Annotated in this window: 16 protein-coding genes; 3 read left to right on the forward strand and 13 right to left on the reverse strand. The window is 74.6% G+C overall.

Features of this window, described 5'->3' with window-relative positions:
• Positions 1 to 94: 94 nt before the first annotated feature.
• Both ACL03H_RS10920 and ACL03H_RS10925 read left to right on the forward strand, forming a co-directional pair.
• Positions 95 to 1,009, forward strand: coding sequence for a sugar kinase (locus ACL03H_RS10920; RefSeq protein WP_412811045.1), 915 nt, complete (start codon positions 95 to 97; stop codon positions 1,007 to 1,009).
• Between the two features lie 54 nt (positions 1,010 to 1,063).
• The gene (locus ACL03H_RS10925; protein ID WP_412811046.1) at positions 1,064 to 2,101 is read left to right on the forward strand and encodes a DUF3616 domain-containing protein; all 1,038 of its coding nucleotides are present in this window, start codon (positions 1,064 to 1,066) and stop codon (positions 2,099 to 2,101) included.
• A gap of 8 nt (positions 2,102 to 2,109) precedes the next feature.
• Here the strand turns inward: ACL03H_RS10925 and ACL03H_RS10930 are convergent, their stop codons facing one another.
• The 12 genes from ACL03H_RS10930 to ACL03H_RS10985 form a co-directional block, all read right to left on the reverse strand.
• The gene (locus ACL03H_RS10930; protein ID WP_412811047.1) at positions 2,110 to 3,114 is read right to left on the reverse strand and encodes an LLM class flavin-dependent oxidoreductase; all 1,005 of its coding nucleotides are present in this window, start codon (positions 3,112 to 3,114) and stop codon (positions 2,110 to 2,112) included.
• The gene (locus ACL03H_RS10935; RefSeq protein ID WP_412811048.1) at positions 3,111 to 3,596 is read right to left on the reverse strand and encodes a MarR family winged helix-turn-helix transcriptional regulator; all 486 of its coding nucleotides are present in this window, start codon (positions 3,594 to 3,596) and stop codon (positions 3,111 to 3,113) included. The genes ACL03H_RS10930 and ACL03H_RS10935 overlap by 4 nt, the downstream gene beginning before the upstream one ends.
• Positions 3,597 to 3,698: 102 nt before the next feature.
• Entirely contained in the window at positions 3,699 to 4,511 is an 813-nt protein-coding gene (locus tag ACL03H_RS10940; RefSeq protein ID WP_412811049.1) for an IclR family transcriptional regulator domain-containing protein, read from the reverse strand.
• Positions 4,512 to 4,600: 89 nt separating this feature from the next.
• Positions 4,601 to 4,984 carry a 4-carboxymuconolactone decarboxylase gene (gene pcaC / locus ACL03H_RS10945; protein ID WP_412811050.1) on the reverse strand — a complete coding sequence of 128 codons (384 nt, stop codon included), beginning with the start codon at positions 4,982 to 4,984 and terminating at the stop codon, positions 4,601 to 4,603.
• A complete protein-coding gene (gene pcaD, locus ACL03H_RS10950) occupies positions 4,981 to 5,739 on the reverse strand; it encodes a 3-oxoadipate enol-lactonase (protein WP_412811051.1) in 759 nt (252 codons plus the stop codon). The genes pcaC and pcaD overlap by 4 nt, the downstream gene beginning before the upstream one ends.
• Positions 5,736 to 7,061, reverse strand: a complete 1,326-nt coding sequence (pcaB, locus tag ACL03H_RS10955) for a 3-carboxy-cis,cis-muconate cycloisomerase (RefSeq protein ID WP_412811052.1) — start codon at positions 7,059 to 7,061, stop codon at positions 5,736 to 5,738. Before pcaB ends, pcaD begins: the two co-directional genes overlap by 4 nt.
• A gap of 112 nt (positions 7,062 to 7,173) precedes the next feature.
• Positions 7,174 to 7,728, reverse strand: coding sequence for a protocatechuate 3,4-dioxygenase subunit alpha (pcaG, locus tag ACL03H_RS10960; protein WP_412811053.1), 555 nt, complete (start codon positions 7,726 to 7,728; stop codon positions 7,174 to 7,176).
• Positions 7,728 to 8,456 (reverse strand): protocatechuate 3,4-dioxygenase subunit beta, encoded by a 729-nt coding sequence (gene pcaH, locus ACL03H_RS10965; protein WP_412811054.1) that lies wholly within the window; start codon positions 8,454 to 8,456, stop codon positions 7,728 to 7,730. The genes pcaG and pcaH overlap by 1 nt, the downstream gene beginning before the upstream one ends.
• Positions 8,457 to 8,469: 13 nt before the next feature.
• On the reverse strand, positions 8,470 to 9,204 hold the full coding sequence (locus ACL03H_RS10970) for a CoA-transferase subunit beta (RefSeq protein WP_412811180.1): 735 nt from the start codon (positions 9,202 to 9,204) through the stop codon (positions 8,470 to 8,472).
• 23 nt (positions 9,205 to 9,227) lie between these two features.
• On the reverse strand, positions 9,228 to 10,046 hold the full coding sequence (locus ACL03H_RS10975) for a CoA transferase subunit A (protein ID WP_412811055.1): 819 nt from the start codon (positions 10,044 to 10,046) through the stop codon (positions 9,228 to 9,230).
• 148 nt (positions 10,047 to 10,194) lie between these two features.
• Complete coding sequence (locus ACL03H_RS10980) at positions 10,195 to 10,680, reverse strand: NUDIX hydrolase (RefSeq protein ID WP_412811056.1); 486 nt, start codon at positions 10,678 to 10,680, stop codon at positions 10,195 to 10,197.
• Positions 10,681 to 10,819: 139 nt separating this feature from the next.
• On the reverse strand, positions 10,820 to 10,993 hold the full coding sequence (locus ACL03H_RS10985; RefSeq protein WP_412811057.1) for a hypothetical protein: 174 nt from the start codon (positions 10,991 to 10,993) through the stop codon (positions 10,820 to 10,822).
• Positions 10,994 to 11,323: 330 nt separating this feature from the next.
• Here ACL03H_RS10985 and ACL03H_RS10990 point away from each other — a divergent pair, with 330 nt between their 5' ends.
• Positions 11,324 to 12,007 carry a response regulator gene (locus ACL03H_RS10990; protein WP_412811058.1) on the forward strand — a complete coding sequence of 228 codons (684 nt, stop codon included), beginning with the start codon at positions 11,324 to 11,326 and terminating at the stop codon, positions 12,005 to 12,007.
• Between the two features lie 18 nt (positions 12,008 to 12,025).
• Here the strand turns inward: ACL03H_RS10990 and ACL03H_RS10995 are convergent, their stop codons facing one another.
• Positions 12,026 to 13,783, reverse strand: a complete 1,758-nt coding sequence (locus ACL03H_RS10995; protein WP_412811059.1) for a sensor histidine kinase — start codon at positions 13,781 to 13,783, stop codon at positions 12,026 to 12,028.
• Positions 13,784 to 13,792: the final 9 nt, after the last annotated feature.

Raw genomic sequence — 13,792 nt, forward strand, 5'->3', positions numbered from 1 at the left:
CCCCTCCCCTTTTTCTCCCCCCTGGGCCTGGTCTCCCTCCCCCCCCCCCCCCCCCCCCCCCCCCCCCCCCCCCCCAGGACGGGGAGGACGGCGCGTGATCCGGGTTCTGGCGATCGGCGAGTGCATGGTCGAGCTCACCCACCGGGAGGGCGACCTGCTGTCGCTCGGCTGCGCGGGCGACACCTTCAACACCGCGACCTACCTGGCACGGCTGACCAGCCCGGACGACGTCGAGATCGACTACCTGACCCTGCTCGGCGACGACCACTACAGCGACCGGATCGTGGCCGCGATGCACGCCGAGGGCATCGGCACCGGCCGCGTCGGTCGGGTCCCCGGTGGCCAGCCGGGGCTGTACCTGGTGCGCACCGACGCGGCGGGGGAGCGCTCGTTCACCTACTACCGCTCGAACTCGGCGGCGCGCGGGATGTTCGGGGACGACGCGGAACCCGGTTTCGACGGCTACGACGTGGTGTTCCTGTCGGCGATCAGCGTGCAGATCCTCACCGATCCCGCGCGCGAGCGGCTCACCGCCGCGCTGGCCCGGTTCCGCGACGGCGGCGGCCGGGTGGCCTTCGACGGAAACTACCGGCCGGCGGGCTGGCCGGACGCGGCGACGGCGGCGGCCCGGATCGCCGAGCTGTGGGGGCTGGCGACGATCGGCCTGCCCACCTTCGCCGACGAGCAGGCGCTCTCCGGCGACCGCGACGCGGAGTCCACCGCGGAGCGGGTGCGGGCGGCAGGGGTGTCCGACGTGGCGGTCAAGGACGGTGCCGCGGGCTGCGTGGTCTTCGACGGACGGCGCCCGGTGCGGGTGCCCGCGGTGCCGGTCGAGTCCGTTGTGGACTCCACTGCCGCGGGCGACGCCTTCGACGCGGGATACCTGGCGGCCCGCTTCGCCGGCGCCGATCCGGTCGCGGCGGCGGGTGCGGCGCAGGAGCTGGCCGCCAAGGTGATCCGGCACCGGGGCGCCATCGTGGATCCCGGGCTGCTGCCCCGCCGCCGCTGATCCCGCGCGCCCGGCCCGTGCCTCCGCGCGGGCGGGCCCGGTGTAGAAAGTGGCATGGGCATCACACGGTCGGCGGCGCTGCGCTTCGGCGAGGACGCGGTCCGCGCGAGAACGCACCTCCACGTCTCCGCGGTGCGCACCGACGGCCACCACCTGTGGATCGGCGGGGACGAGACCTCCGCGGTGGAGCGGTTCAGCTGCGTCAACCCGAAGCACGCCGACGTCTACGCCGAGCATTCCTCGTACGACCTGACCGAGGTCCTGGAGCTGCCGGGCGAGCCCGCCCGGGAGCTCGACATCGAGGGACTGGCGCGGTGCGGCCCGTACCTGTGGGCCGTCGGCTCGCACAGCAGCGAGCGCAAGAAGCCCAAGGCGCACCACTCGGACGCGAAGGTGGTGAAGCGGCTCGCGGCGATCGAGCCCGAGCCGAGCCGCCAGGTGCTGGCCCGGATCGCGGTGGAGGACGGCGTCCCCGTGCGCACCGCGGCCGAGGGCCACCGCAGCGCGGCGCTCGGCGAGCCCGGTCTGCTCGGACTGCTGGCCGAGGACCCGCATCTGGCGCCGTTCCTCGGCATTCCCGGCAGGGACAACGGTTTTCACGTCGAGGGCGTCGCCGCGCTCGGCGAACCCGGTGCGGAGCGGGTGCTGCTCGGCCTGCGCGGTCCGGTGCTGCGCGGCTGGGCGGTGGTGCTGCGGCTGGAGCCGGTGGAACGGAACGGCCGGCTGGTCCCGAGCGAGCTGGACGGCCGCCGCCGCTACGCCAAGCACTTCCTGGACCTCGACGGTCTCGGCGTGCGCGACCTGTGCCCGCAGGGCGAGGACCTGCTGGTGCTGGCCGGTCCGTCGATGGCGCTGGACGGTCCGGCCCGGATCTACCGCTGGCTCGGCGGGGCACGTCCGGACGTTCCCGAGGTGGTGCGCGCGGAGGAGCTCGTGCACGAGGCGGACCTGCCCTTCGGCGCGGGCGATGACCGCGCCGAAGGGCTCGCCGAGCTCCCCGGCGGCGAACTGCTGGTCGTCTACGACAGCCCGGCGCCCGCGCGCCGCCCCGACCCGAACACGGTCCTCGCCGACGTGGTGCGCCTGGCCTGACGACCCGCTCAGAACCAGGCGTCGGCGAGGAGTTTCAGCGAGCGGTAGCGGTCGTTCGGGTCGTGGCAGTAGGTCACGGTGATCAGCTCGTCGGCGCCGGTGCGGTCGACGAGCGATTCGAGCTCGCGCACCGCGGTCTCCGGTGAGCCGATGGCGTTGATGCTGAGCATCGAGTCCGCGAACCGCCGCTCCTGCTCGCCGCCGACCTCAGCGGGGTCGGTCGGCGGTTGCAGGCCCCGGCGGTTGCCACCGCGGACGTCGAGGAACATCCGCTGGGCGGTGGTCCACAGCCGGGCGGCCTCCTCGTCGGTGGGGGCGACGACGACGTTGACGCCCACCATCACGCGCGGCCGGTCGATCTGCGCCGTGGGTGCCTCGGTGGAGAACGCCGAGCGGTACACCTCCAGGATCTCCTCCAGCCCCTGCGGCGCGAAGTGCGAGGCGACCGCGAACGGGAGGCCCAGCTGCCCGGCGATCGAGGCCCCGTTGACGGTGGAGCCGAGCACCCACAGCGGGACGTGCGTTCCCGTCGCCGGTCCCGCGGTGACGGGGGCGCTGTGCGCCAGTCCCTCATCGCTGAACCAGCCGGTGAGGTCGTAGAGCGAGTTGGCGAAGCTCTGCGGGTCGGCACCCGAGCGCGTCAGCAGCTGCGCGGTGAGCTGGTCGGTGCCGGGCGCGCGGCCGAGTCCGAGGTCGATCCGGCCGGGGTGCAGCTGGGCGATGGTGCCGAACGACTCGGCCACCTGCAGCGGCGCGTGGTTGGGCAGCATGATCCCGCCGGATCCGACGCGGATCCGCCGGGTGCGGTCGGCGGCGCGGGCGATCAGCAGGGCCGTGGCGGTGGCGCCGAGGTGCCGGGTGTTGTGGTGCTCGGCGTACCAGACCCGGGAGTAGCCGAGCTCGTCCGCGAGCACCGCCGCCCGCATCGAGGAGTCGATGGCGTCCGCCATGGTGGAGCCGTCCGAGACGGACACGAGATCGAGGACGTCGAGCGGGACGTGCGGTGTGCTCACGAGGCCCCTCCGGGCTGGTCGGTGTCGAGGAATTCGGCCGCGATGGCCTGGTTGTAGCGGGTGACCAGGTCCGCGAAGGCCCGCCGGTCCTGCTCGTCCCAGTCGGCGAGCAGGGCGGCGGTGCCGTCGATGCGGCGCGCGTGCACGGCTTGCACGGCACCGACGCCCCGGTCGGTGACCTGGGCGATCGATCGGCGCCGGTCGGCGGGGCAGGGCGAGCGCGTCAGCAGCCCGGCTCGTTCCGCGGCGAGCACCTGGCGACCCGTGGTCGAGGGGTCGAGGCCGAGCGCGGCGGCGAGGCAGGAGATGTCGGTCGGTCCCCGGAAGATCAGCGTGCGCAGCAGCAGGTACGCCGCTCGGTCGACCTCCTGGTAGAGGTCGCCGCGGCGGCACAGCATCTCCAGGTTCCGCGCCAGCACGGCGGTCTGGAACTCGATCGCGTCGAGCGGCCCGCACTCGTCCCCGGTGCCCGATGCTCCCACCGCGTCCTCCTGCCTCCGGAAGGGCCAACTACCGGTATCATACCGGTATTCGGGGGTGGCCGGTGTCGCGGGGCGGAGCGTCCGCTGCCGCGACGCGGCCGATCAGCGGACGGCGGCCGCCGAGCCGGGCGCCGCCCGCAGGTCCGCCGCGATCCCCTCGGCGGTGCGCAGCAGCGGCGGGAGGAGGTTCGCCTCGGCCTGTTCAGCGGTCGTCCTGCTGGCGTGCGAGGAGATGTTCGCGGCCGCCACCACCGCGCCGGAGCGGTCCCGGATCGGGGCGGCGATCGAGCGGAGCCCGGCCTCCAGCTCCTGATCCACGAGCGACCAGCCCCGCTCGCGGACGCGGTCCAGCTCCGCGCGCAGCTCCCCGGAACTGGTGATGGTGTGCGGGCCGAGCGGGTCGAGCCGCACCTCCGCCAGCAGCGCCTCCAGCCGCTCGGCGGGCAGGTGCGCCAGCAGCACCCGGCCCATCGAGGTCGCGTAGGCGGGGAAGCGGGTGCCGATGTTGATCGACACCGTCATGATGCGGGTGGTGGGCACCCGGGCGACGTAGACGATGTCGGCACCGTCGAGCACCGAGACCGAAGCCGATTCGCGCACCTCGGACACCAGCGATTCCAGGTGCGGCTGGGCGATCTCCGGCAGCGAGACGCTGGAGAGGTAGGCGAAGCCGAGCTCCAGCACGCGCGGGGTCAGCGCGAACGCCCTGCCATCGGTCCACACGTAGCCGAGCTGGACCAGGGTGTGCAGGAACCGGCGGGCCGCCGCGCGGGACAGGTCCGCGGCGCGGGCGACCTCGCTGAGCGTCATCTCCGGGCGCGTCTCGTCGAACGCGCGGATCACCGCGAGCCCGCGCGCGAGCGACTGCACGTACCCGGCCGATTCCGCGGCGGGTGAGGGCGGAGCCGGTTCCATCGTTCTCCTCGTTCGGGGTGGTTCCGACCGTCCACGGTGGCACACCGGATTCCGCGCGCGGCGGTGACCCGCGCCGGGCGGGCTCCTGGTCAGCTCTCCTCGGCGGCGAGGACGTCGCGGGCGAGCGCGAACGCGCGATTGGCCCTGGGAACCCCGGCGTAGACGGCGACGTGCATGAGCACCTCGCGGATCTCCTCCCGGCTCACGCCGTTGCCGCGCGCGGCGCGCACGTGCATCGCGAACTCCTCCTCGCAACCGGTGGCGGCCAGGATCGCCAGCGTCAGGCAGCTGCGGGCAGGACGCGGCAGCCCGTCGCCGCCCCACAGCTCGCCCCAGGCGTAGCGGGTGATGAAGTCCTGGAAACCGGCGGTGAACTCGGTGGTGGCCGCGACCGCGCGGTCCACGTGCGCATCGCCCAGCACCTCGCGGCGCACCGCCGTGCCCTGCTGGTGCCGCGTCGCGTCGTCGGTCATCGATCGCTCCTCGTGAAGTGGTCCAGCAACAACGCGTTCACCGCGTCCGGTCGCTCGGCGTTCGCGAGGTGCGCGGCGCCGTCCAGCACCTCCAGCCGAGCCCCGGGCACGGCGGCGGCGATCCGCTCGGCGTGCGGCGGGGGAGTGGCCGGGTCCTGGCGGCCCGCGATCACCAGCGTGGGCGCGGTGATCCGATCGAGGCCGCCGGCCAGGTCCATCGCGGCGATCGCCTCCGCGCAGCCCGCGTAGCCCTCGTCCGAGCAGGCGGCCAGCACCTCGCCGTGCCGCGCGAGCACCGCCGGGTCGGCGGCCGGGGTGAACCAGCGGGCCAGCGATCCGTCCACGAGGGAGCCCGTGCCCTCCCGGCGGGCCCGCGCCGCCCGTTCGCGCCAGGACCGGCGCGGGGCGAGTTCGGCCGAGGTGCACAGCAGCGCGAGCCGTCGGATCCGCTCCGGCGCGTGCTGGGCCAGCCACATCCCCGTCATTCCGCCCAGCGACACCCCCGCGAAGTGCGCGCGCCGGATCTCCAGGTGGTCCAGCAGCTCCAGCACGTCCCCCGCCAGGTCGGCCAGCGCGTACGGGCCGGCCGGGGCGGGCGTGCGGCCGTGGCCGCGCTGGTCGTAGCGCAGCACCCGGAAGCGCTCGGTGAGCGCGGGCAGCTGAGCGTCCCAGAGGCCGAGGTCGGTGCCCAGCGAGTTGGACAGCACCACCACCTCGGCGTCGGCGGGCCCGGTGAGCGCGCGGTGCGGGATCATCGTCGGGTGCCTTCCGAGTCGTGGTGGGCCAGGGCGCGATCGACGAACTCGCGCGCGGCACCGAGGTGCCCGGCGGGGTCGGTCGCGGCGCGGACCTCCTGTTCGGACAGCACCGCGCGCACCCGCTCGTCGGCGAGCATGGCGGCGCGCAGCGTGCCGCCGTCGACGGTGACCCGCTCGCACAGCTCCCGCACCAGGCCCTGCGCCTCGGCGCGTCCCAGGGGCAGCAGCGCCTCCGCCGCGCTCCCGGCGGTGATCAGGCCGCCGGTGAGCTCCAGGTTCGCGGCCATCCGCGCCGCGTCCACCCGCAACCCGCCCAGCAGCCGCCGCGCACCCGAGGCGGCGGCCGCCGCCAGCCGCAACAGCTCGACCAGCGGTTCCTGCTCCGCCTGCCAGGACCCGGCGCCACGCTCGTAGGCCTGCGGCATCGCCGCGAGCAGCGTGGCCACCAGGCCCGGCGCGCGGTGCGCGGCCGCGGAGATCAGCACCGAACCGGCGGGATTGCGCTTGTGCGGCATGGCCGAGGAACCACCGGCGGAGCCCTCGGCGAGCTCGCCGACCTCGGTCTGCGCGTGCAGCTCGACGTCCAGCGCGATCTTGCCCAGCGCCCCGGCGCTCGTCCCCAGGGCGCCCGCCAGCTCGGCCACCCGCGTGCGGTCGGTGTGCCAGGGCGCCACGGGCTCGGCCAGCCCCAGCTCGGCGGCGAGGCGGCGGAGGACCTCCGGGCCCCGCTCGCCCAGCGCGCCGCACGTGCCCACCGGGCCGCCGAGCTGCACCGCGAGCCGTCGCTCGACGACGTGGTGCAGCGCCGCGGTGGTGTCGGTGAGCGAGACCAGCCATCCCGCGCAGCGTCGGCCGAAGGTCGTCGGCAGCGCCTGCTGCAGCAGCGAGCGCCCGATCACGGGCGAGTCCCGGTGCTCCCGGGCCAGCTCCGCGCATCGCCGCGCCGCCGCGCGCAGGTCCGCGAGCACCTGCTCCAGCGTCCGGCGGGCGATCAGCATCGCGGCGGTGTCCAGCACGTCCTGGCTGGTCGCCCCGAGGTGCACCCAGCGCCGCGCGTCCGGGCCCAGCCGCGACCCGAGGTCATCGACCAGCGCGATCACCGGGGTCGCCGGGCCGACCGCGCGCCGGGAGATCGAGTCCAGGTCGAACAGCTCCGCCCGGCAGTGCGCGCCGATCTCGTGGGCGGCCTCCGGCGGGACCAGGCCCGCGCGGGCCTGAGCGCGCGCCAGCGCTGCCTCGAAGTCGAGCATCGCCTGCAACCACGCCCGGCCGCCGGTGCGCCGCTCGGCGTCGGGAGTGCTGAACATCGGCGTGAACACGGCGACCCACCTCCTGCCTTCGACGAACCCGGTTCTCGTCTTCGCGTTCCCGGCGCCGGGGCCGGGGTGTTTCGGCCAGCCAGCCCCGCGCGGGCCGTTCGAGGACGGGACGTCAGAGCGCGAAGAAGACGGTCTCGCCGTCCCCCTGCAACCGCACGTCGAAGCGGAGCCCGTCGGGTTCGGCGACCGCCAGCAGCGTGCCGCGCCGGGCGGAGTCCACCGCGGACAGCACCGGATCCGCGGCGTTCGCGGCCTCCTCGTCCGGGAAGTACACCCGGGTGATCAGGCGGTCCAGCATTCCGCGCGCGAGCACCGTGACGTCCAGGTGCGGTGCCTCGGAGCGCCCGTCGGGCGTCGGCAGCGGCCCCGGCTTGACGGTGCGGAACCAGTACCCGCCCGCCGGATCGGTGCCGCAGCGCCCGAACCCGCGGCAGGAGGCGCGCTGCCCGCGCGGATCGGCGGGGTGCGAGAACCGGCCGCGCTCGTCGGCCTGCCAGATCTCCAGCACCGCGTCCGGCACCGGATCGCCCGCGCCGTCGCGCACGGTGCCGCGCAGCAGCAGGGCACCCGGCGCGTTCGCGGGGACCACCTCCGGGCCGTCCGGCCACAGCAGGCCGTCGGGCAGCGCGTAGAAGGGACCGATCGTCTGCGAGGGGGTCTCCGGCATCAGTCGTCCTCCTCGTCCTCGAACGGGGTCGTCTCCGCGCCGCGCAGCACGATGTCGAAGCGGTAGCTCAACGCCCATTCCGGCACCGTGCCGGCCAGGTCGAATCGGCTGATCATGCGCTGGCGGGCTCGCGGGTCGCGGACCGAGTTGAAGATCGGGTCCTGGCCGAGCAGCGGATCGCCCGGGAAGTACATCTGCGTGATCAGCCGCTGGGCGAACGCCTGGCCGAACAGCGAGAAGTGCAGGTGCGCGGGTCGCCAGGCGTTGTCGTGGTTGCGCCACGGGTACGCGCCCGGCTTGATGGTGACGAACCGGTAGCGGCCCCGCTCGTCGGTCGTGGTCCGCCCCGTTCCGGTGAAGTGCGGGTCCAGCGGCGCCGGGTGCCGGTCGCCGGCGTGCCGGTAGCGGCCCGCCGCGTTCGCCTGCCACAGCTCGATCAGGGTGTGCGGCACCGGCTTCCCGCCCGAATCGAGGACGCGCCCGGTCACGACGATCCGCTCGCCCAGCGGCTCGCCCGCGTGCCCTGCGGTGAGGTCGTGGTCGTGCTCGCCGACCCGGTCGTGCCCGAGCAGCGGGCCGGTGACCTCGGTGAGGTGCTGCGGCAGCAGCTCCAGGGGCCGCTTGGGGTGGCGCAGCGCCGAGGAGCGGTACTCGGGCGTGTCCAGCGCCGGGTGCGCGGCCTCGTCGCGCGGGTAGTGCGGCAGCAGCAGGCCGCCTTCGGTGCTCATCCTCGGCTCCTCCTCACGCCTCGGCCGTCGCCGTGAGCGCCCGCAGCACCCGCAGTTCGGCGGGGGAGGGCGGTTCCTGGACCACGAGCCGCTCGGCGACCGCGAGCTCCCAGCCGGTTGCGGCGCGCACCCGCTCGACCGACACCCCGGGAGCGAGGTGGGTGAGGGTGAGTTCGCGGGTCGCCGGGTCCGGCTCCAGCACGCCCAGGTCGGTGATCACCTTCACCGGGCCGCGCCCGCGCAGCCCCAGCCGCTCGCGGTCGCCGGGTCCGCGCCCGTGGCCCGCGGAGCTGATGAAGTCGATCGACTCCACGAAGCTGCGGGTGCTCTGCCGCATCACCACCAGCACCTCCCCGCAGGACGCGGCGATCTCCGGGGCGCCGCCCGCGCCGGGCAGCCGCACCCGGGGGTTCGCGTAGTCGTCGCCGATCACGGTGGAGTTGATGTTGCCGAACCGGTCGAGCTGCGCACCGCTGAGGAAGCCGACGTCGATCCGGCCGGGCTGCAACCAGTAGTTGAAGATCTCCGGCACGCTCACCACCGAGTCGGCGGTGTCGGCGAGCTCGCCGTCCCCGATGGACAGCGGCAGCCGGTCCGGTTTCGCGCCGAGGGTGCCGGACTCGTAGACCAGCACCAGCTCGGGAGCGTGGGTGCGGCGGGCGAGGTTCGCGGCCGTGCTGGGCAGTCCGATCCCGACGAAGCAGGCGGCGCCGTCGGTGAGCGATCGCGCGGCGGCCACGGTCATCATCTCGTCGGAGGTGAAGGCGCCGGTCACCGCGCGGTCCTCCCGGTCAGTCCCTCGCGCCGCAGCCAGGACGCGAATCCCTCGCGGTCCCGGGAGATCTCGTCCCAGCGCCGGTAGTAGTCGTTGTCCCGCTCGGAGTACCCCTGCGCGTAGGAGGGATGCGCGCCACCGGGGACCTCGGCGACGGCGGTGACGGCCCACCCCGGCAGCACCACGGCCCCCGGGCGCGGGGTGAGCTCGTCGACGATCTCCTCCACGGTGACCAGGGAGCGCTTCGACGCGAGCACGGTCTCCTTCTGCACCCCGGTGATGCCCCACAGCTGCACGGTGCCCCTCCGGTCGGCCCGCTGCGCGTGCACGATGCCGACGTCCGGGTTCAGCGCGGGCACCGCGGCCAGCACCTCGCCGGTGAACGGGCAGGTCACCGTTCTGATGGAGTCGGTGCACCCGGGCAGGTCGGTGCCGGTGTAGCCGCGCAGCACCGCGAACGGCAGCCCGGAGGCCCCGGCGACGTAGCGGTTGGCCATGCCGGCGTGGCTGTGCTCCTCGATCTCCAGCGGGCGCGGCCAGGAGTGCTGCACCGCGTCCCGGAACCGGTGCAGCGAGCCCACGCCCGGGTTCCCGCCCCAGGAGAACACCAGCTTGCGCGCGCACCCGGCGCCGATGAGCTGGTCGTAGACGATGTCCGGGGTCATCCGGCACAGCACGAGGTCCTGCTTGCGCTGACGGATGATCTCCTGGCCCGCGGCCACCGGGATGAGGTGGGTGAAGCCCTCGAGCGCGACGGTGTCGCCGTCGCGGACGAGCTCCGCGATCGCCTCGCTCAACGTCAGGACGCGTGCCACCGATCCGCTCCGATCGTGCGCATGGCGAACATCTGTTCTTCCAGCGAACACTAATCGGGGCGCGCGACGGCGGTCAAGCGTGCGGCGGAGGGCAGCGGACGCGCGGCGAGAAACCCTCGCGGCGGCGGGGGTGTTCGGGCGCGGGAGGTCAGAAGTAGGAGCTGTCCGGCAGGCCGTCGGCGGGCAGGCCGAGCGCGGCGACGGCGGCGTGCGCGGCGGCCGCGGCCTGCTGGTGGCCGGTCTCGCCCCAGTTCAGCAGGTCACCTGCCTTGCCCGGGTGCACCAGCAGCCGCCGGTAGGTCCGGCCGTTGTCGGGGTCCGGCCGCGCGGGGTGCACCCCGCTGATCACGGCGGCCATCCGCACCTGCGCGTAGGGCGCGATTCCGTCGTCCACGCACTGGAAGCCGAGGTAGTGCGGTTCGGCGATGTCCAGGGTGACCTCCTCGAAGGTCTCCCGCCGCAGGATGTCCGCGTACTCCGATTCGCCGCGCTCCGGGCGGCCCCCGGGCAGCGAGTGCTTCGCGCCGTCCACCCGGATCAGCACTCGCCCGTCCGGGGCGAACAGGAAGCCGTACACCTGGCGGACGGGCAGGTCTGCTGGGACGTCGCGGGTGTGCCACGTGAACCTGGCCATGCGGATTCCCCTCTCTGCTCATGCCCGGCAGGGGTGCTGCCGCGTGGTCGGGGAGATCACGTTACCGGGTCGGGGAAGGGGTTCCGGCGCGCCGCGCGGAGCGAGCCGGCGGGATCGGAGTCCCTCCGCCGCGGAGCGGTCAGCCGCCGAGCCAGGTGGCGACGAACTTCGCGACCCGGCCGACCCGGCGCACCTTCGGCCGCCCGCCCGCGACGCCGTGGATCTCCCACTCCTGGCCGCATTCCGGGCAGTACCACGGACCGAGCCTGCTCGAATCGGGCTCGCAGGGGTGCCCCCGTCGTCCTCGTCGCACGCGCCGCCTCCTCTTCCCGCCGTGGCCGCCACCCGGGCGGTGATGATCGGCAACGATGACACCACAGCGCCGCCGGGTGCGGAACCGTTCCCGCCGCAGGTCATCCGGCCGGGCGCGGGACCTTCGGCCGTGTGACGGCGCGTGTTCGGTACCTACCTTCGAACAGGTGAAAACCGGCGGAGAGCGGCGGGTGGCCCGGCCAGATCGGAGGTGAGCGGATGGAAGCGAACCTGCGCACCGCCGGAGTGCGGATCAGCTGAGCCGCGCGTCCCGGCCGACGCCGCCCTTAGCCTGAGGGCAGGACACCAGGAGCGGAGCGGGGGCTGCGAGATGAACGACGACGGAGCGGAGGGCGCCGGGGCCGCCCCCGGCACGACCCGCATCGCGCTCGTCGACGACCACGAGGTGGTGCGCCGGGGCATCGCGGACCTGCTGGAGGACGAGAACGACTTCACGATCGTCGCCGAGGTGGGCACCGTCCGGGAGGCCCTGGTCCGGCTGCCGGCGGCGGAACCCGACGTGGCCGTGCTGGACGTGCGGCTGCCCGACGGCAACGGCATCGAGCTGTGCCGCGAGCTGCGGTCCCGCCAGCCGGGCGTGCGCTGCCTGGTGCTGACCTCGTTCTCCGACGACGAGGCGCTGCTCGACGCGATCATGGCCGGGGCCTCCGGCTACGTGCTCAAGCAGGTGCTCGGCTCCGACCTGCGCTCGGCGATCCGGGAGGTCGCCGCGGGCCGGTCGCTGCTGGACTCCCGGACCACCGCCGCCGTGCTGGAGCGCCAGCGCCGCAGGCACGCCCAGGCCGATCCGCTGCGGCGCCTCACCGAGCAGGAGCGCTCCGTGCTGGAGCTGATCGGCGCCGGCATGACCAACCGCCAGATCGCGGAGCGGATGTTCCTCGCGGAGAAGACGGTGAAGAACTACGTCTCCCAGCTGCTGTCCAAGCTGGGGATGCAGCGGCGCACCCAGGCGGCCGTGCTCGCCACCGAACTGCGCCAGTCGGGCTCCCTCTGATCCGTCTCGCCCGGGGCCTCACCCCGGGGTCTCCCGGCCGGGCAGCGGCACCTCCCACCGCAGCAGCGTGCCGCCCTCGTCGAGGGGGACGAGGCTGGAGGTGCCGCCGTGCTGCACGGCGCGGGCGCGGAGGTTGCGCAGCCCGTTGCCGGCGTGGGCGGACCCGGGACCGCGGCCGTTGTCCCGGACCTCGATCCGCAGCCGTTCGCCGGTGTCGACCGATACCGACACCGAGATCGCGCTCGCCGCGCCGTGCCGGAGCGCGTTGGTCACCGCCTCCCGCACCACCGCCTCGGCGTGCCCGAAGTACTCCGTCGGCACCTCGGTGTCGATCGGTCCGGACAACCGCACCGCCGGGGCGAAGCCCGCCCCGCTGCTGGCGTCCGCGACGGTGTCGAGCAGGCGGCGGCGCAGGCTCACCGGCTCGTCGGTCTCCGGGGCCGAGTGCAGGTCGAAGATCGCGGTGCGGATCTCCCGGACCGTGTCGTCGAGCTGCTCCACCGCGCGCTGCAACCGCTGCCGCACGTCGGCGTCCTCGGCGCGGCGCAGCGTCCCCTGCAGGCTCAGCCCGATCGCGAACAGCCGCTGGATGACCTGGTCGTGCAGGTCGCGGGCGATGCGGTCCCGGTCGCCGAACACGTCGAGCTGCCGCTGCGCGCGGTTCTTCGCCGCCAGCTCCAGCGCGATCGCGGTCTGGTCCGCGAAGGAGGCCAGCAGCGGCACCTGCTCCGGGCCGAACGAGCTGCTCTCCTTGCGCCGCAACGCGATCACGGCTCCCGCCCCGGCCTCGCCGAAGTGCAGCGGCACCGCCAGCGCCGGGCCGTAGCCGGGCAGCACGTGCTCCAGGCCGCTCACCGGGGAGGCCGACACGTCGGTCTCCAGCACCGGGGTCTCGTCGCGCAGCCCCGCCAGCACCGGGCCGTCCGTGGTCACCGGGATCCCCACCTCGATGTGGGCCTCCCCGGCGACCGCCTCGACCCGGGCCTGGCCGGTGGCCGCCCCCTGCCGGGCGAGGACGATCAGCGCGCAGTCGGCGCGGGAGATCTCCATGGCCCGCTGCGCGATGAGGCGCAGGCCGTCGGCGGTGCTGACCCCGGACAGCAGCTCGGTGGTGATCTCGCTGGAGGCCTGCAACCAGCGGTGCCGCAGCCGGGCCTGGTCGAACAGCTGGGCGTTCTCCACCGTCACACCGGCCGCGGCGGCCAGCGCTCGCAGCACCACCTCGTCGTCCGGCCCGAAGTCCCCGCCGTCGGTCCGGTCCGCCAGGTAGAGGTTGCCGAACACCCCGTCGCGCACCCGGATCGGCGTGGCCAGCAGGCCGCGCATCGGCGGGTGGTGCGCGGGGAAACCGGCGGCGGCCGGGTGGAGCGTGAGGTCGGCCAGCCGCAACGGCCGCGGGTCCCGGGTGACCTGGCCGAGCAGGCCGTGCCCGCGCGGCGGCCTGCCGATCCGCGCCGCGGTGGCCTCGTCGACGCCGACCTGCACGAACCGGGTGAACTCGCCGTCCGGGCCGAGGACCCCGAGCGCCCCGTACCGGGCACCCACCAGCTCGGCGGCCGCGGCGGTGATCCGGTGCAGCGTGTTGTCGAGCTCCAGCTCCGCGCCGATGGCGAGCACCGCGTCCAGCAGGTCCTGCATCCGGTCCCGGGTGCTGACCACCCGGCTCAGCCGCTCCTGGAGCTCGCCCAGCAGCTCGTCCAGCCGCAGGTCGCCGAGCGCGGAGGCGACGCCCTGCAACCGGTCGGTCGCCGGGTCGGGCGAAGAGGCGTCGGGCATCGCTGATCC

The organism is Saccharopolyspora antibiotica, assembly GCF_047200635.1.
In the GTDB taxonomy this organism is placed as follows: Bacteria; Actinomycetota; Actinomycetes; order Mycobacteriales; family Pseudonocardiaceae; genus Saccharopolyspora_C.